A 16686-nucleotide genomic window follows, 5' to 3' on the forward strand; every position below is an offset into this window, starting at 1 on the left:
TCGCCCGGTGGCCAGACGACTCAGGGTCCGCACAAGGCGGCAGAAGGCGTGGGGAACGGTCATGTGCGGCGTGCTCGCCGCCGGCCTCCTCGGTGGAGGCGTCTACCTGGGTCTTTCGGCCGTGGGTCACCTGGGTCTGATCGGGCGTTCGCAGACGATGCGGGTCGCGTTCTGCGACACGACCTCGCCCGCCACGACCTCGCGCGGCGGGTACACCTCGTCCGCCGACCTGTACTGCGTGGGCTACGTCGACGGGGGCCGGAGGATCAGGGCGACCGGCTTCTCCTCGTATCCCCGCATCGATCTGCCCGTGGAGATATCCAGGGAGCCGTGGGGGTCCTGGGTTCCGGTGGACCAGGGCATCTCCCACAAGCTGTCCCGCGTACTCTCCCCACTGGCGCTCCTCGCGATCTCGGTCGTGTTCGCCAGGTGGACGGTGATCAGTTACCGCGACTGGAGGAACTCCAGCCGGTTGCCCGCCGGGTCCTCCGAGTAGAAGCGGAGGTGGCCGGGGAGGTTGTCGTCCCAGGTGACCGGTGCGCCCTTCGCGGCCAGCCGGGCCGCGTACGCCTCGATCTCCGTCACCCTGAGCCCCGGGTGGGCCTTCTTCGCCGGGCGGCAGTGGCATGTTCCGCCTCCGGCGGGGGCCTCCTCGATCCCGAGATGGATCTGCACGGCACCCGCCTGGAACCAGCAGCCGCCCCGCGCCGCCAGCACGGGGGGCTTGGGGATCTCCGTCATCCCGAGGACGTCGGTGTAGTACGCGCGCAGCGCGTCCTCCGAGCCGGGCGGGGCCGCCAGCTGCACATGATCGATCGCGGCGAGCATGCTCAGGCCTCCTTCACGGCGACGGCGAACAGGCGGCGGAAGGGCAGGACCGTGCCGTACGGCGCGCTGGGGTAGGCCTGCCGGAGCAGCTCCCGGTACTCGGAGAGGAAGGCGCCCCGGGCCTCGGGGTCGTCGGCGAGGGCGGTCAGCGCGGGCCGCAGCCCGGTGCCCTTCACCCAGTCCAGAACGGGATCCTCACCCTGCAGGACGTGGAAGTACGTCGTCTGCCACACGTCGGCCGCACAGCCGAGGCGGGCGAGGCGGTCCAGATAGGCGCCGGGCGTGTGCACGGAGTCGGTGCGGCGCAGGACGTCGGCGAGGCGGGACTTCCAGCGGGGGGTGGCGGCGAGTTCGCGCATCAGGGCGTGCAGCGGGGCGTCGATGTTGTCGGGCACCTGGAAGGCGAAGGTGCCACCGGGCCGGAGGCCGCCGATCCAGTCGGCGAAGCGGCCGGCGTGCCCCGGCACCCACTGGAGGGTCGCGTTGGAGACGATCAGGTCGTACGGCTCCTCGGGCGCCCAGGTACGCGCGTCGGCGTGGGCGAAGTCCAGCCGGCCGCCCCCGGCGGTGGGGCCCTCGTGCTCGGTGTGGGCCTTGTCGAGCATCTCGGGCGAGTTGTCGTAGCCGGTGACGTGGGCGGTGGGCCAGCGTTCGGTGAGCAGCACGGTGACGTTGCCCGGGCCGCAGCCGAGGTCGGCGATGCGGGGCTGCCCAGCGGGCGGTTCCGCGGGCAGGGCGGGGACGCGGGCGAGGAGGTCGGCGAAGGGGCGGGCGCGGTGACCGGCGTGCCGCAGGTACTGGCCGGGGTCCCAGGTGGGGTTCGTCATGTCTCCCACTTTCCCGCCCCACTTATCTCGATGTCAAGAGACTCGAAATCAAGAGACTTCATGTCGACACAACCACTACACTGATCTCATGGAGGACGAGGTCGATCGGCTGGTCGCAGCGTGGCGCCGGGAACGTCCGGACCTCGACGTGGAGCCGCTGGAAGTGCTCAGCCGGGTGAGCCGACTCGCCCGGCATCTGGACCGTGCGCGCCGGCTCGCCTTCGCCGAGCACCAGCTGGAGCCGTGGGAGTTCGATGTGCTGACCGCGCTCAGACGCGCGGGCACGCCGTACCAGCTCTCCCCCGGTCAGCTGCTGACGCAGACCCTGGTCACCTCGGGCACCATGACCAACCGGATCGACCGGCTGGCCAAGAAGGGCCTGGTGGAGCGGCTGCCCGACCCGAGCGACCGGCGGGGCGTGCTGGTCCGGCTGACCGACACCGGCCGGGACCGCGCCGACCAGGCACTGGCCGGGCTGCTGGAGCAGGAGCGGGCGATCCTCGCCGAGCTGTCCCCCGCCCAGCGTACGGAACTGGCCGGTCTGCTACGCCAGTTGACCGCCCCGTTCGACAACATCCCCGGCTAGGTCGGCCGGCCCGACCCCCGCCCGGCGGGCGAGGGCGACGGCGGCCAGCGTCGAGTGGACGCCCAGCTTGCCGAGGACGTTCTGCATATGGGTGCGCACCGTGTGCGGGGAGAGGAACAGCCGCTCGGCGACGGCCTTGCGGCCGAGGCCCGCGACCATGCAGCGCAGCACCTCCCGCTCGCGCGGGGTGAGGGACTCCACCAGCCGCTCGCTCTCGGTGCGGTGCCGGCGGGCCGCCGTCAGCTCCCTGAGCACGCCGGTGAGCAGGGCGGGCGGCAGATGGGTCTCGTCGCGCAGCACGCCCCGGATCACCGTCAGCAGCCGGGACAGCGAGCAGTCCTTGGCGACCCAGCCCGAGGCACCGGCCTGCAGGGCGAGCGCCGCCCGCCGGGGATCGTCCTTCTCGGCGAGCACGACGATCCGTACGGCCGCCTGGGCGGCCCTGACCCCGGCGACGAGCGAGATCCCGTCGACCAGCCCCTCCTCGTTGCCGTCCTGCACCGGCACGGGCAGAGCCGGACGGGTGCCGGGCACCTGGCCGCCCAGGTCGGCGTCGACCAGCAGCACGTCGAAGCGGCGGCCCTCACCGGCCGCCCGCTCCAGGCAGCGCAGCGCGGCGGGGCCGCTGCCGGCCGCGGAGACGTCGACGTCCGGCTCGGCGGCCAGGGCGGCGGCGAGCGACTCGGCGAAGATGCGGTGGTCGTCGACGACCAGGACTCGGATACGAACCACGAAACTCCTCCCGGACCGGGCCTGGCCCTCCGGAGAACGACGACCCGCGCGGGTACGGGCACCCACGGAAAGGACACGCGCCGCGCGGCCGCCGCCGTCGCGGAAACTGTTACCCCCACCGCGGGCGCCGTACCCGGCTGTCTCGCCCCCTGAACAGCACCGGCCCCCACCGGTGCTGTTCCACAGAGTACGGATGGGAGCACGCAGCGGAAGGAGATTTGCAGAACTGGCCGCCCAGCGCGTTTATCGTGTGCCGCATGTTTCGTATTGAGGCGGAAGTCGACAAAGGCCGACGTGATCTGCTCCGCTCGCGGCTACGGGACACCAACACGGCGGCGTCCCCGGTCCTGGCCGCCCTGCGCGGCACGCCCGGCGAACGCGAAGTCCCCCTGCACGTCTGGGCGCTGGACTCCTCCGGCGGTCTGGTCGGCCACACCTGGACCATGTGGCTGCACGTCACCTACCTGTGGGTCGACGCCGCCCACCGCGGCACGGGCCTCGGCTCACGCCTGCTCGCGGAGGCGGAGCACATCGCCGCCACCGGCCGCGGCTGCACCGCCGCCCGCCTGGAGACCTGGGACTTCCAGGCCCCCGGCTTCTACCGGAAGCAGGGCTACGAGGTGGTGGGGGTGATCCCGGACTATCCGCCGGGGGTCACGGAGTACACCCTGACGAAGCGGCTGGCCCGACCGGCGCTCACTCCGACACCGACGGGGGCGGCGGCGGAGGAGGCGGGGACAGCCGGGGCTCCGTCGACCGCCGAGGACGGGGGGCCGGCCGCCGGAGCGTGAGCGGCGGCGCCGGGGCCGGCGGCTCACCTCCCACCAGTACCGGGGTCGTCATCGCGCCGGAAGAGCGGCACGAGGCTTCTGCGGCCCTGCTGCACGGCCGCGCCTCCCGTGACAGCCCGTGAGCCCCGCACCCTTGTACGGGGCCGACGGGATCACCGACCGGCTCGGACCACCTGCCGCGCCCCCGCCGAAGGCACCGCCTCGAACACCCGCGGGGCCTTGAAGCCCGCTGCCGCGAAGGCCTCCTCGACGGCCTTCGTGAGGGTGTCGACGTCCGTCGCCTCTGTCAGGACGATCGCCGAGCCGCCGAAGCCGCCGCCGGTCATGCGGGCGCCCAGGGCGCCGTTCGCCAGGGCCGTGTCGACGACCAGGTCCAGCTCCGGGCAGGAGATGCGGAAGTCGTCGCGCAGGGAGGCGTGCCCCTCGGTGAGGACCGGGCCGATCGCGCGGGTCTCACCGGCGCGCAACAGCCCGACCACCCGCTCCACGCGGTGGTTCTCCGTCACGATGTGCCGGACCAGACGGCGTACCTCCTCCTCGTCGCCCAGCCGGGCCAGCGCCGAGTCCAGTCCGGCGTACGGCACGTCCCGCAGGGCGTCCACGCCGAGCAGGGCCGCGCCCTTCTCGCAGCCGGCCCGCCGCTTGCCGTACTCGCCGCCGCTGTGCGCGTGCTTGACCTGCGTGTCGACCACCAGCAGGCGCAGGCCCTCGGCCGCGAGGTCGAAGGGGATCTGCTGCTGGGACAGGTCTCGGGTGTCCAGGAAGAGCGCGTGGCCCTGCTCGCAGCAGGCCGACGCCGTCTGGTCCATGATCCCGGTGGGCGCGCCGACGTAGACGTTCTCGGCGCGCTGGCACAGCCGGGCCAGCTTCCAGCGCGGCAGGTCCAGTCCGTACAGGTCGTTCAGCGCCAGGGCGATCACGACCTCCAGCGCGGCGGACGAGGACAGGCCCGCGCCGGTCGGCACCGTGGAGGACAGGTGCACGTCCGCGCCCGTCACCCCGTGTCCCGCCTCGCGCAGCGCCCAGACCACGCCCGCCGGGTACGCCGTCCAGGCGTCGTCGCTCTGCGGGGCGAGGGCGTCCAGCCGCAGTTCCCTGACGCCGCCCTCGATGTCCGCCGAGTGCAGGCGCAGGACGCCGTCGGTGCGGCGGGACACGGCCGCGACCGCCCGGTGCGGCAGCGCGAACGGCATCACGAAGCCGTCGTTGTAGTCGGTGTGCTCGCCGATCAGGTTGACGCGGCCGGGTGCCGCCCAGACGCCCTCCGGCGCGGCCCCGTACAGCTCGGCGAAGCGCTCCGCGACCTGCTGTGCCCCCACTAGTGCTCCTTCGTGATGCTCTGCGTGAACTCCCACGCGTCCGCGACGATGCCCGCGAGATCCGCGCGGGAGGGGTTCCAGCCCAGCTTCTCGCGGGCCGTGTCCGCCGAGGCGACCAGGACGGCCGGGTCGCCGCCGCGGCGCGGGGCCACGATCTCGGGGATCGGGTGGCCGGTGACCTGCCGGACGGTCTCGATGACCTGGCGGACGGAGAAGCCCGCGCCGTTGCCGAGGTTGCAGATCAGGTGCTCGCCCGGGGTGGCGGCCGTCAGGGCGAGCAGATGGGCCTCGGCGAGGTCCGCGACGTGGATGTAGTCGCGGACGCAGGTGCCGTCGGGGGTCGGGTAGTCGTCGCCGTAGACCGAGATCGCCTCTCGGCGGCCCTGGGCGACCTGGAGGACCAGCGGGATGAGGTGCGACTCGGGGTCGTGGCGCTCGCCGACCATGACACCGGAAGACGTGCCGTAGGCGCCGGCCACGTTGAAGTAGCGCAGGGAGACCGCGGCCAGGCCGTGGGCGTTCGCCTCGCCGGTGATCATGTGGTCGACGGCCAGCTTGGAGGCGCCGTAGGGGTTGGTCGGCCTCGTCGGCGCGCTCTCCACGATGGGGACCTGCTCCGGCTCGCCGTACGTGGCCGCCGTCGAGGAGAAGACGAGCGTGCGGACGCCCGCCTCGCGCATCGCGCCGAGCAGCGCCATGGAGCCGGCGACGTTGTTGTCCCAGTACTTCTCCGGCTTCACCACCGACTCGCCGACCTGCGAGGACGCGGCGAAGTGCAGCACGCCGTCGTAGGAGGGGTCGAGCCACTTGGCGGCGTCGCGGATGTCGCCCTCGACGAAGGCCGCCCCGGCGGGCACCCCCGCGCGGAAGCCGGTGGAGAGGTTGTCGAGGACGGTGACCTCGTGGCCGGCCTCCAGCAGATGCTGGGCCACGACACTGCCGACGTAACCCGCGCCACCCGTCACCAGGTACTTCATGAACTCGCTACCTCTCGCAGTCGCTCGGCCGCGCGCTCCGGCGGCACGTCGTTGATGAACACGCTCATGCCGGACTCGGAACCCGCGAGAAACTTCAGCTTGCCGGAAGTGCGGCGGATGGTGAAAAGCTCGAGGTGGAGCGCGAAGTCGTCCCGCAAGACACCGTCGAACTCCTCCAGCGCACCGAACGGGGCCTGGTGCCAGGCCGCGATGTACGGCGTGGGAGGGTCACCCGCAGCGTTTTCCCCTCCGTCCCCCCCATCGAAGATCCGGTCGAAGCGCCTCAAGAGTTCCAGATAGACCTGGGGGAATTCTGTGCGTGCCGCCTCGTCCAGGGCGAGCAGGTCGGGGACGCGGCGCTTGGGGTACAGGTGGACCTCGTACGGCCAGTGCGCCGCGTACGGCACGAACGCCACCCAGTGTTCACCCTCAAGGACGACCCGCTCACCGGCGAGTTCGCGCTCCACGACGGCGTCGAAGAGGTTCTGGCCGCCGGTCGCCTCCTTGTGCGCGGCGAGCGAGCGGAGCATGAGCGCGGTGCGCGGGGTGGTGAAGGGGTATGCGTAGATCTGTCCGTGCGGGTGGCCCAGGGTGACCCCGATCTCGGCACCGCGGTTCTCGAAGCAGAAGACCTGCTCCACGGAGGGCAGATGCGACAGCTCCGACGTACGGTCCGTCCACGCGTCCAGCACCAGGCGCGCCTGCTCGACGGTCAGGTCGGCGAAGGAGGCGTCGTGGTCGCAGGTGAAGCAGACGACCTCGCAGCGGCCGGAGTCGCCGGCGAGGGAGGGGAACCGGTTCTCGAAGACGACGACGTCGTACGACGAGTCGGGGATCTCGCTCAGCCGGTCGCCCCGCGTGGGGCACAGGGGGCACTCGTCGGCCGGCGGATGGTAGGTGCGGCCCTGCCGGTGGGAGGCGACGGCGACACAGTCGCCGAGCAGCACGTCACGGCGGATCTCGGACGTCGTATGGGTCCGCTCCAGCGGGCGGCGGTCGACGGCGTCCCGCACGGTGTCGTCCCGGAGGTCGTAGTAGATCAGCTCACGACCGTCGGCCAGCCGTGTCGAGGTCTTCTTCAACGCCGGACTCCTCTACGTCCCGCACCCAATCACTCAACACAATCAAACATAACAGATCACAACTCGACAACATCCAGGACCATCACAATCAAACAAAGAACACCAACAGAAGTGTTCAATTTCTGAACGCGGAGGCGTAGGTTCCGCTCTGGATCAGTTCGCGCAACGAAGCGAGTACTCATGCAAACCCCCACAGACAGCCCCCTGTATCTGGCGGCGGGGCTACGGCTCCCCACCAACTGGCTGGACTACACGATCCTGGCGATCTACTTCGTCGTCGTCCTCGGCATCGGCTTCGCGGCCCGCCGCTCGGTGAAGACCAGCCTCGACTTCTTCCTCTCCGGACGCTCGCTGCCCGCCTGGATCACCGGCCTCGCCTTCATCTCGGCGAACCTGGCGGCCACCGAGATCCTGGGCATGGCCGCGAACAGCGCCCAGTACGGCGCCTACACCGTGCACTGGTACTGGATCGGCGCCATCCCCGCCATGGTCTTCCTCGGCCTGGTGATGATGCCGTTCTACTACGGCAGCAAGGTCCGCTCGGTCCCCGAGTTCCTGCTGCTGCGCTTCGACCGGGGCGCCCACCTGCTCAGTTCGATCCTGTTCGCGTTCGCCGCCATCCTGATCGCCGGCGTCAACCTCTACGCCCTCGCGATCGTCGTCGAGGCCCTGCTGGGCTGGCCCCAGTGGGTCGCGATCGTGGTCGCCGGCGCCTTCGTGCTCGCGTACATCACCCTCGGCGGCCTGTCCTCGGCGATCTACAACGAGGTCCTCCAGTTCTTCGTGATCCTGGCCGCCCTCATCCCGATCACCGTCCTCGGCCTGAAGAAGGCCGGCGGCTGGAGCGGGCTGACCCACAAGCTCACCGCGACGCACGGCGCGGACTTCACCACCGCCTGGGGCGGCACCGGCATCGGACACGTCAACCCGCTCGGCGCGAACTGGCTGACCATCGTCCTCGGCCTCGGCTTCGTGCTGTCCTTCGGCTACTGGACGACCAACTTCGCCGAGGTGCAGCGCGCCCTGTCCGCGAAGAACCTCTCCGCAGGTCAGCGGACCCCGCTGATCGCCGCCTACCCGAAGATCTTCATCGTCTTCCTGGTGATGATCCCCGGCCTGGTCGCCGCCGCGCTCGTACCGAAGATCGGCACCCCCGGCTCGGGCCTGCAGTACAACGACGCCATCCCGTACCTGATGCAGGAACTGCTGCCCAACGGCGTGCTCGGCATCGCCGTCACCGGTCTGCTCGCCGCGTTCATGGCCGGAATGGCGGCCAACGTCTCGTCCTTCAACACGGTCTTCACGAACGACATCTGGGCGAAGTACGTGGTGCGCGGCCGCGAGGACGCCTACTACGTCAGGTTCGGCCGCCTGATCACCGTGATCGGCGTCCTCGCCTCCATCGGCACGGCGTTCCTGGCGTCCTCGTTCTCGAACATCATGAGCTACCTGCAGACGCTGTTCTCCTTCTTCAACGTGCCGATGTTCGTGGTGTTCATCGTCGGCATGTTCTGGAAGCGCGCGTCCGCCAAGTCCGGCTTCTGGGGCCTGCTCGCGGGCACCGTCACCGCGATGATCAACTACTTCGTGTTCTACAAGAAGGGGATCATCTCCATCCCCTCCGACCAGGGCGCCAACTTCGTCTCCGCGATCGCCGGCTTCGTCGCCGGCGCGGTCGTGATGACCGCGGTGTCCCTGTTCACCAGCCCCAAGCCGGCCGGGGAGCTCCAGGGGCTGGTCTACGGCACCCGCTCCCCCGGCATGTCCGAACCCCCCGCACCCGGCGACGAGGCCTGGTACCGCCGGCCGGCCCTGCTGGGCTGGGGCGCGGTCGTGTTGGCCGCCGTCTGCTACGTCCCGTTCTCGTTCTGACGCGGGAGGATCGAGGAAACCATGTCCGAACACGCCGAGCACCCTGACCGTCACCACCACTACACCGAGGACGAGGTGGCGCGGGAAGTCACCGAACTGGAGGGCAAGTCCGCGACCGCGGCCCGCATCTTCGACCTGCGCCGCATCATCGGCGGCCTGTTCGTCCTCTACGGCGTCATCGTCACGATCGCCGGCATCACCGACTCCCAGTCCGCCATCGACAAGGCCCAGGGCGTCAACATCAACCTCTGGACCGGGATCGGCATGCTCCTGCTGGGCATCTTCTTCCTGGCCTGGCTGAAGCTCCGCCCGACCCCGCCGCCGCTTCCTCCGGAGGGGCTGCCGGAGGAGAAGCAGGGGGACTGAAGCGCCGCCCCCGTCCGCGGGTGCGTGGGGGGGCTGGTCGCGCGGCTCCCCGCGGAGTGACTGCCGGCCGGGGGCGGCAGCGCCGCGGGGGTGCGGGCCGTCCCCGGCTGCGGATGCGTCATGGCCGGTTGGTCGCGCCCAGCGAAGGCGCGCATCGGCACAGCCCCGCGCCCCTTCGCAGGCGCCGGCGGCGCCGGACGCCTACTCCGGACCGAAGCCCAGCGGCCCCGCCCGGTCCAGCAGCCCCGTCCGTGCCGCCAACGCCGCCGCCTCCAGGCGCGAGCCGACCCCCAGCTTCATCAGCACCCGCTGGACATGGGTACGGGCCGTGCTCGGCGCGATCCCCATCCCCGCCGCGATCAGCCGGGTGTCCTCCCCGTCGGCCACCCTGACCAGCACCTCCACCTCCCTCGGCGTCAGCATCGACAGCAACCGCTGCGCCTCGTCATCGGGCTGAGCGGCAGGATTGAGCAGCTCCCCGAACGCCCCCTGCAGCAACTGCGGCGCCACCGCGGCCTCCCCCGCCCGCGCCTTCATGATCGCCCGCTCGACGCCCTCGATCCGCTCGTCGTGCCGTACGTACCCCGACGCCCCGGCCGCGAACGCCGCCGCGATGCCGCGCGGCGAGGGCACCGGGCCGAGCACCAGCACCGCCACCTGCGGCCGCTCCCGCTTGATCTTCGCCACCGGGTCGAAGACACCCGGTTCGGCCGGCGCCGCCGTACCCAGCAGGCACACCTCCGGCGCCCGCGCGATCACCAGGTCCGCCGCGCCCGCGGCCGGCGCCGCCGCGGCGAGCACCCGGTGCCCGCGCAGCTTGAGCGCCGACGCCAGCGCCTCCGCGAGCAGGCGATGGTCGTCGACGACCATGAGCCGCACTCCCATAGAGCAACCCCCCAGTCCCCCCCATGGATGCCCCACTATGGACGCCCACCGGTCCGCAAGGACAGAGGGCCCCCCGGCACCTCGTCCTTCATGCCCCCGGAAGCTACACGCTTGTTCGACCTCGCGCTGCCCCTCCTGATGAGAAGTGCCCCGGATCGATGAAATCCGGGGCACTTCTCGGTAAGTCACCCATTCGGGCGAGACCCGCCGACCACGTCGGCGACGCGGTCAGCCCTTCGGGCCGAACGCCAGAACCAGGTACTTCTTCTCGTACGCGTCGCCCTTCTTGCTCGCGAAGACGTCCGACATGTACAGGCGGCCGTGCCCGAAGAGGATCTCCGCGTAGTCCGGCATCATGGTGCTCTCCGCCTGCCGCACGCTCTGCGTGGACGGATTCTCCAGCAGCTTGCTCTGCTTGAACGACCCGCCGTCGATGCTGACCACCTGACCGCCCTTGTCGTACGGCGGCCGCTTGTACGCGAGCAGGTTCGAGCCGTCCATGCGCAGCGGGGAGAGCGTGTAGCCGTCCCCGGCCTCGGCGCGCTGACCGGTCGGCTTTCCCGTGTTCAGGTCGAAGGAGACGATCTCGTTGGTGCGGCTGTAGTTGCCGCTGCCGTCGTGCTCCGCGGTCGGCAGGTACAGCTTGCCGCCGCCGACGGCGATCTCCTTGCAGTCCTCGATGCGGGTACCGCTGTCGCACCTGCCGCCGTAGGCCTTGCCCGGCGCGGAGATGTGGGCGAGCAGCTTGCCGGTCCTGCTGTCGATGGAGAAGTAGTCCAGGGCCTGGCTGTCGGAGCCGGCCTCGGCGGCCACCACCAGCGGGTCGGTGGAGACGACCGAGGCATAGCCGATGCCCGGGTCCATCCGGTACTCGGAGATCACCTTGCCGGTCTTCGGGTCGAGGGTCTGGATCAGCAGCCGCTCGTTGTCCAGGCCACCGCAGTGGCGCACCGCGACGAGCTTGGCGCCGCCGCCGTAGCCGGCGTCGTAGCAGTCGTCGCCCGGCTTCGGCAGCCACAGCGGCTTGCCGGAGTCGATGTCGAAGGCGGCACCGCCGTCGGTGTCACCGACCGCGACGGTGCGCTGAGCGACCGTCACGTTCTCGTAGTTGACCGGGTAGTCACCGGACTTGACCGTCTGGGTCCAGAGCTTCTTGCCCGAGTCGAGGTCGATCGCCGCGATCTGGGTGCAGCCCGCGATGGTCTTCCCCGTGTCCCACTTCGGCTGGTAGGTGATCGCGGTCTTGTCGTCCGCGGTGGCGTGCTTGCTGGCCGAACAGACCGGACCGGGCAGCTTGAGCGTCCACAGCCTGGTGCCCTTGACCGGGTCGTAGCCGGCGACCTCGGCGACGCCGGTCTTGACGTACACCTTGTCGGTCAGCCAGGAACCGACGGTCCTGACGATGTCGTTCGCGGTGGGCATCGGGGCCTGGAACAGCAACTGGCCCGAGGCGTCGGCCGGCACCTTCTCCTGGCCGCCGCCCGTGCCGCCACTGCCGTCCTTGCCGCCGGTGCCGCCACTGGAGGACGCGGTGTCGTGCTTCCTGCCGCTGTCCCCCGAACTGGCGTACCAGATACCGCCGCCGACGATCAGCGCGATGGCGACGACCGCCGCGACGACGATGAACAGCGCGGTGTTGTTCCGCCCGCCGCCGCTCTGCCCCGGCTGCGGCTGCATGGGCATGGTCGGCGGATGGCCCGGATAGCCGTAACCCGGCTGCGCGGGCTGGGCGTACGGGTTCTGCTGCGCGCCGGGGTAGCCGTAACCGCGCTGGGGCGGCTGCGGTGGCTGGGGGGCCGACGCGGGCTGCGGGTAACCGTAGCCCGGCTGCGGCTGCGGGGGCTGCGGGTAGCCGTAGCCCGGCTGCGGGGGCTGGGGGGACTGAGGGGGCTGAGGAGGCTGCTGCGGGCTCGGGGGGCCGAAACCGCCCTGCTGCGGGGGCTGGTTCGGCGGCGGAGGGGGCGGCTGGGTCATGGGACGGGTACCTCGGTGAGGCCGGAAAGGCCGGACGGCGAAAGGATTCGCTAGGGACGGGGAGATGCCGGTACGGGCGGGAAGCCGGGACGGCGGCTCAGTTGCCGAAGGCCATGATCAGCTTCTCCTTCGCCTGATCGCTGCCGGACAACCGGCCGGTGGAGATGAAGAACCGCCCGTCGGCCCAGTCCACGACGGAGTCGAAGAAGGTGCCCTCGATCTCGGCGGTGCCCTGCGGGTTCTGCAGCAGCTTGGTGGGCGTGTGGGAGGAACCGGAGGCCGGGATCGACACCACCTGGCCGCCCGCGTCGTACGACGGCTGCACATAGGCGACGAGCTTGCCGCCGTCGGCCTTCATCGGATACATCGGCTCGTCGGCCGGGGACCTGGCCCGCCACTTCGCCTTGCCGGTGACGAGGCTGACGGCGACGACCTCGTTGGCGCTGTTCGTGCTGTCCGTCGGCAGGTACAGCGTGCCGGCGTCGGCCACGACGCCCTGACAGCCCTCCAGACCCTGGTCGAGGAAGCCGCAGCGGGGGGCGAACTTCTCGTCGACCTTCACCTCGGAGCGGAACGTGCCGTCCTTGGTGAACGTGGAGATGTTCCAGGCCTTCTTGTCCGGGTTGGTCAGGTACACCACGAGCGGGTCCACGGAGTACACCTTGGTCACCTGCCAGCCCTTCTTGACCGGCTGGGACCACGTGACCCTGCCGGTGGCCGGGTCCAGTTCCTGGATCTCGTCGTGCTCGTTGGGCGCGTACGCGGCGCAGGAGGACGCCTGGATCAGTCGGCCGGCGCCACCCGCGTACCCGGACGGAGCGCACGAACCGCCGTACTCCCCCTTCTCGTACAGCTTCTTGCCGCTGTCGATGTCGTACGCCGTGCCCGCACCCACGCGGCTCACCATCAGCGTCCTGCCGCTGACGGCCAGGTGGATCTCGACCTGGATGTCGAACGCCCCGCGCTTGTCGACCGTGCCGCTCCAGCCCTTCCGGCCGGTGTCCAGGTCGATCTGCTGCAGCTGGTTGCACACGGCGTTGTCGCCCGCGCCGCTCATGTACGCCACGACGACCTTGTCGTCCGCCGACTTCTGCGGCGTGACGGCGCAGATCTTCTGCGGGAAGGAGATCGGGCTCCAGGCGGGCCTGCCGTCGCCGACGCCGTAGCCGAAGACCTGCTGGTACGCCGCCTTCACCACAGCCTTGCCGGTGACCCACATGCCGGGCGCGTCGGCGCCCGAACCGGGGGCGTCCGGTGCCGACTTGTACCAGAGCACCTTCGCCTCACCGGCCTTGCGGCCCGCGTTGAGGTTCTCCGGGTCGTCACCGCCGCCGCCCGACGCGCTCGGCGAGGCGGAGGCGGGCGGCCTGGGATCGTCGCTGTGCTGGGCGACCGGCTTCTTCTTGCCGCCGTCGTCCCCGCCCGTGACCGCGTACACCGTGCCGCCGATGACGAGCAGCGCGGCCGCCGCGGCACCGACGATCAGCGCGGTCCTCGCCCTGGACTGCCCGCCGGGCGCGGCACCGGGCACACCCGGGTACGGCGGCTGCTGCGGCTGGCCGAAACCGGGCTGGGGCGCCGCCCCGTAGGGGCCGGGCTGCTGCGGATGTCCGTAGGGGCCCGGTGTGCCGGGCGCGGTGGGGGCGCCGTACGGCCCCGGCTGCTGGGGGTATCCGTAGCCCGGCTGGGGCGGCTGCGGCGGGACGGCGGGCGGCTGGGCCGGCGGCGGGGGCGTGGGAGGTATGCCCGGGGTGCCCTGCGGGGCGCCGAAACCGCCCTGGGCCGGTGGCGGCTGCGGGGCGCCGAAACCGCCACCCTGCGGTGGCCGGTCCTGCGGCGCCCCGAATCCGCCCTGCGGCGGTTGGCTGGGCGGCTGGGTCATCAGCGGTCTTCCCCCTCGTTCACTGATTTTTCGCCACGCCCTGAGGTTCTCGACGGACCCTGGGTCGTTACTCAGACAGTTCTCAGACGGCTCTTTCTATCACCCGGTACCGACAGCCCACGGGCTCGGTTCCGCCGCTGTTCCCAAGGGACGACCAGCCCGTGATGCCGCCGTTACGCGCCTTCACGCCCCCTTCACGCAGCGCACGCGACAGCACCGCGCGCCGGGGACGGGCGCCGGCGCGGTGGGGTGTGGGGTGCTGAAGTGGGCGCGCAGGGTGGCTGGTTCACGCCGGGGGGTGGGCGTGAGCGGGGGCGAGGGCGCGGGGCTCGGGGCGCGGGTTACACAACGAGGGGCGTGCGCCGGTTGCGAGCGCCGTACCTGGCAGCGCTCACGACCGCACCAAGCGCCGCGCTCGGCAGTGCGCGCGACCGGACCGAGCGCCGTACAAGGCGGCGTGCACTACAGCTTGAGCGCCGCACTTGGCAGCGCGCGCACCCCCGCCCCGAGCGCCGTACAAGGCAGGCGCGCGCACGCTCGGGCGCGCGCCCGTGCCCCGCGCGCCCCGGCTCCCGTCTACGCGTCCTCCGCCAACTCCAGCCAGCGCAGTTCCAGTTCCTCACGCTCGCCGGCGAGGTCGCGCAACTGGGCGTCCAGGTCGGCGACCTTGGCGAAGTCGGTGGCGTTCTCGGCGATCCGGGCGTGCAGCTTGGACTCCTTCTCGGAGATCTTGTCCAACTGGCGCTCGATCTTCTGGAGTTCCTTCTTGGCGGCGCGCTGGTCGGCGGCGCTCCTCTCGGTGGTGGCCGGCTTGGGCGCCGCGGCGGCGGCCTGCGCGGCGACCGCCTCCTCCATGCGCTGCCGCCGCTCCAGGTACTCGTCGATCCCGCGCGGCAGCATCCGCAGCGTGCCGTCGCCGAGGAGGGCGAAGACCCGGTCCGTGGTGCGCTCGACGAAGAACCGGTCGTGGGAGATGACGATCATCGAGCCGGGCCAGCCGTCGAGGACGTCCTCGAGCTGGGTGAGGGTCTCGATGTCGAGGTCGTTGGTGGGCTCGTCCAGGAACAGGACGTTGGGCTCGTCCATCAACAGGCGCAGCAGCTGCAGGCGGCGGCGCTCGCCACCCGACAGGTCACCGACCGGCGTCCACTGCTTCTCCTTGTTGAAGCCGAACGTCTCGCACAGCTGCCCGGCGGTCATCTCGCGCCCCTTGCCGAGGTCGACGCGTTCGCGGACCTGCTGTACGGCCTCCAGGACCCGCCAGGCGGGGTCGAGTTCGGCGACCTCCTGGGAGAGGTAGGCGAGCTTGACGGTCCTGCCGACGGCGATACGGCCACCGGCCGGCTGCTCCTCGCCCTCGGTGCGCGCGGCGTCGGCCATGGCGCGCAGCAGCGAGGTCTTGCCGGCGCCGTTCACGCCGACGAGACCGATCCGGTCGCCGGGGCCCAGCTGCCAGGTGACGTGCTTGAGCAGCACCTTGGGTCCGGCCTGCACCGTGACGTCCTCGAGGTCGAAGACGGTCTTGCCGAGCCGCGAGGAGGCGAACTTCATCAGCTCGCTGCTGTCCCGGGGCGGCGGCACGTCCGCGATCAGCTCGTTGGCGGCCTCGACCCGGAAGCGCGGCTTGGACGTACGGGCGGGGGCCCCGCGCCGCAGCCAGGCCAGCTCCTTGCGGATCAGGTTCTGCCGCTTGACCTCTTCGGTGGCCGCGATCCGCTCGCGCTCGGCACGCGCGAAGACGTAGTCGGAGTAGCCGCCCTCGTACTCGTAGACATCACCGCGCTGCACGTCCCACATGCGCGTACACACCTGGTCCAGGAACCACCGGTCGTGGGTGACGCACACCAGCGCCGAGCGCCGGTTCTGCAGGTGCTTCGCGAGCCAGGCGATGCCCTCGACGTCGAGATGGTTGGTGGGCTCGTCCAGGACGACCAGGTCCTGTTCCTCGATGAGCAGCTTGGCGAGCGCGATACGGCGGCGCTCACCACCGGACAGCGGCCCGATGACGGTGTCCAGCCCTTTGGGGAAGCCCGGCAGGTCCAGTCCCCCGAACAGCCCGGTCAGTACGTCCCTGACCTTGGCGTTGCCGGCCCACTCGTGGTCGGCCATGTCGCCGATGACCTCGTGGCGGACGGTGGCGGCGGGGTCGAGGGAGTCGTGCTGCGTGAGCACGCCGAGGCGCAGCCCACCGGAGTGCGTGACCCGCCCGGTGTCGGCCTCCTCCAGCTTGGCGAGCATCCGGACGAGGGTGGTCTTGCCGTCGCCGTTGCGTCCGACGACCCCGATCCGGTCCCCTTCCGACACGCCGAGCGAGACGCCGTCCAGCAGGGCACGGGTGCCGTACACCTTGCTGACGTTCTCGACATTGACGAGGTTGACGGCCATTTCACTCCTGTGCGCGGGGCTGTGTCGGCATGCGGCTCCGCCGCGTGGGTCAGCCTTCTAGCGTAGGGCCTGCCGGGGTGAAGGCGGTGCGCGAGGGAGGTGTCACTCTTTGTGGTGACATGAGCGGAATACGACGCGGGTCGAGCCGACCGGACGCGCGTCGAGCCGATCGACGGTGAG

14 protein-coding genes and 1 pseudogene are annotated in these 16686 nt (G+C 71.1%); 5 read left to right on the top strand and 10 right to left on the bottom strand.

From position 1 onward, the window contains the following. Positions 1-7: 7 nt before the first annotated feature. Positions 8-496: a hypothetical protein gene (locus tag ABT288_RS30165; protein ID WP_351614260.1), complete on the top strand. Its 489-nt coding sequence runs from the start codon at positions 8-10 to the stop codon at positions 494-496. On the opposite strand, the gene ABT288_RS30170 is transcribed toward ABT288_RS30165, so the two are convergent. Together ABT288_RS30170 and ABT288_RS30175 are read right to left on the bottom strand one after the other, a co-directional pair. Next, positions 445-828, bottom strand: a complete 384-nt coding sequence (locus ABT288_RS30170; RefSeq protein WP_351614263.1) for a VOC family protein — start codon at positions 826-828, stop codon at positions 445-447. The two genes, ABT288_RS30165 and ABT288_RS30170, sit on opposite strands and share 52 nt — an antisense overlap. A gap of 2 nt (positions 829-830) precedes the next feature. Next, entirely contained in the window at positions 831-1655 is an 825-nt protein-coding gene (locus ABT288_RS30175) for a trans-aconitate 2-methyltransferase (protein WP_351614266.1), read from the bottom strand. An 88-nt stretch (positions 1656-1743) separates the two neighbouring features. Between ABT288_RS30175 and tamR the strand changes: the two genes are divergently transcribed. Then, complete coding sequence (gene tamR / locus ABT288_RS30180; RefSeq protein WP_351614269.1) at positions 1744-2241, top strand: MarR family transcriptional regulator TamR; 498 nt, start codon at positions 1744-1746, stop codon at positions 2239-2241. Here the strand turns inward: tamR and ABT288_RS30185 are convergent. Further along, positions 2200-2973, bottom strand: coding sequence for a LuxR C-terminal-related transcriptional regulator (locus ABT288_RS30185; RefSeq protein ID WP_351614272.1), 774 nt, complete (start codon positions 2971-2973; stop codon positions 2200-2202). The genes tamR and ABT288_RS30185 overlap by 42 nt on opposite strands. Positions 2974-3230: 257 nt before the next feature. Between ABT288_RS30185 and ABT288_RS30190 the strand changes: the two are divergent. Then, positions 3231-3656: pseudogene (locus ABT288_RS30190) on the top strand (GNAT family N-acetyltransferase); the annotation flags it as partial. 260 nt (positions 3657-3916) lie between these two features. Here ABT288_RS30190 and galK read toward each other — a convergent pair. The 3 genes from galK to galT are packed head-to-tail and all read right to left on the bottom strand — an operon-like array spanning position 3917 to position 7142. Then, a complete protein-coding gene (gene galK / locus ABT288_RS30195; RefSeq protein ID WP_351614275.1) occupies positions 3917-5083 on the bottom strand; it encodes a galactokinase in 1167 nt (388 codons plus the stop codon). Further along, positions 5083-6060: a UDP-glucose 4-epimerase GalE gene (gene galE / locus ABT288_RS30200; protein WP_351614277.1), complete on the bottom strand. Its 978-nt coding sequence runs from the start codon at positions 6058-6060 to the stop codon at positions 5083-5085. Before galE ends, galK begins: the two co-directional genes overlap by 1 nt. Further along, positions 6057-7142: a galactose-1-phosphate uridylyltransferase gene (gene galT, locus ABT288_RS30205; protein ID WP_351614280.1), complete on the bottom strand. Its 1086-nt coding sequence runs from the start codon at positions 7140-7142 to the stop codon at positions 6057-6059. The genes galE and galT overlap by 4 nt, the downstream gene beginning before the upstream one ends. Positions 7143-7322: 180 nt before the next feature. On the opposite strand from galT, the gene ABT288_RS30210 reads away from it, so the two are divergent. Together ABT288_RS30210 and ABT288_RS30215 are read left to right on the top strand one after the other, a co-directional pair. Further along, on the top strand, positions 7323-9014 hold the full coding sequence (locus ABT288_RS30210; RefSeq protein ID WP_351614282.1) for a sodium:solute symporter family protein: 1692 nt from the start codon (positions 7323-7325) through the stop codon (positions 9012-9014). Between the two features lie 21 nt (positions 9015-9035). After that, positions 9036-9380 (top strand): hypothetical protein, encoded by a 345-nt coding sequence (locus ABT288_RS30215; RefSeq protein ID WP_351614284.1) that lies wholly within the window; start codon positions 9036-9038, stop codon positions 9378-9380. Positions 9381-9581: 201 nt separating this feature from the next. Here the strand turns inward: ABT288_RS30215 and ABT288_RS30220 are convergent, their stop codons facing one another. From ABT288_RS30220 to ABT288_RS30235, 4 genes are all read right to left on the bottom strand, one after another. Next, positions 9582-10265: a helix-turn-helix transcriptional regulator gene (locus tag ABT288_RS30220; protein WP_351614287.1), complete on the bottom strand. Its 684-nt coding sequence runs from the start codon at positions 10263-10265 to the stop codon at positions 9582-9584. Between the two features lie 228 nt (positions 10266-10493). Next, entirely contained in the window at positions 10494-12239 is a 1746-nt protein-coding gene (locus ABT288_RS30225; RefSeq protein WP_351614290.1) for an outer membrane protein assembly factor BamB family protein, read from the bottom strand. Between the two features lie 97 nt (positions 12240-12336). Beyond that, a complete protein-coding gene (locus tag ABT288_RS30230; protein ID WP_351614293.1) occupies positions 12337-14121 on the bottom strand; it encodes an outer membrane protein assembly factor BamB family protein in 1785 nt (594 codons plus the stop codon). 576 nt (positions 14122-14697) lie between these two features. Then, positions 14698-16506, bottom strand: a complete 1809-nt coding sequence (locus tag ABT288_RS30235; RefSeq protein WP_351614296.1) for an ABC-F family ATP-binding cassette domain-containing protein — start codon at positions 16504-16506, stop codon at positions 14698-14700. Positions 16507-16686: the final 180 nt, after the last annotated feature.

Source organism: Streptomyces sp. NPDC001093, from assembly GCF_040298985.1.
Taxonomy (GTDB): domain Bacteria; phylum Actinomycetota; class Actinomycetes; order Streptomycetales; family Streptomycetaceae; genus Streptomyces.

Excerpts from the sequence above, each read along its gene's own strand:
- ABT288_RS30170 (WP_351614263.1), bottom strand. The coding sequence starts at position 828 with ATGCTCGCCGCGATCGATCATGTGCAGCTGGCGGCCCCGCCCGGCTCG.
- ABT288_RS30175 (WP_351614266.1), bottom strand. The coding sequence starts at position 1,655 with ATGACGAACCCCACCTGGGACCCCGGCCAGTACCTGCGGCACGCCGGT.
- tamR (WP_351614269.1), top strand. The coding sequence starts at position 1,744 with ATGGAGGACGAGGTCGATCGGCTGGTCGCAGCGTGGCGCCGGGAACGT.
- galE (WP_351614277.1), bottom strand. The coding sequence starts at position 6,060 with ATGAAGTACCTGGTGACGGGTGGCGCGGGTTACGTCGGCAGTGTCGTG.
- ABT288_RS30210 (WP_351614282.1), top strand. The coding sequence starts at position 7,323 with ATGCAAACCCCCACAGACAGCCCCCTGTATCTGGCGGCGGGGCTACGG.
- ABT288_RS30215 (WP_351614284.1), top strand. The coding sequence starts at position 9,036 with ATGTCCGAACACGCCGAGCACCCTGACCGTCACCACCACTACACCGAG.
- ABT288_RS30220 (WP_351614287.1), bottom strand. The coding sequence starts at position 10,265 with ATGGGAGTGCGGCTCATGGTCGTCGACGACCATCGCCTGCTCGCGGAG.
- ABT288_RS30225 (WP_351614290.1), bottom strand. The coding sequence starts at position 12,239 with ATGACCCAGCCGCCCCCTCCGCCGCCGAACCAGCCCCCGCAGCAGGGC.
- ABT288_RS30230 (WP_351614293.1), bottom strand. The coding sequence starts at position 14,121 with ATGACCCAGCCGCCCAGCCAACCGCCGCAGGGCGGATTCGGGGCGCCG.
- ABT288_RS30235 (WP_351614296.1), bottom strand. The coding sequence starts at position 16,506 with ATGGCCGTCAACCTCGTCAATGTCGAGAACGTCAGCAAGGTGTACGGC.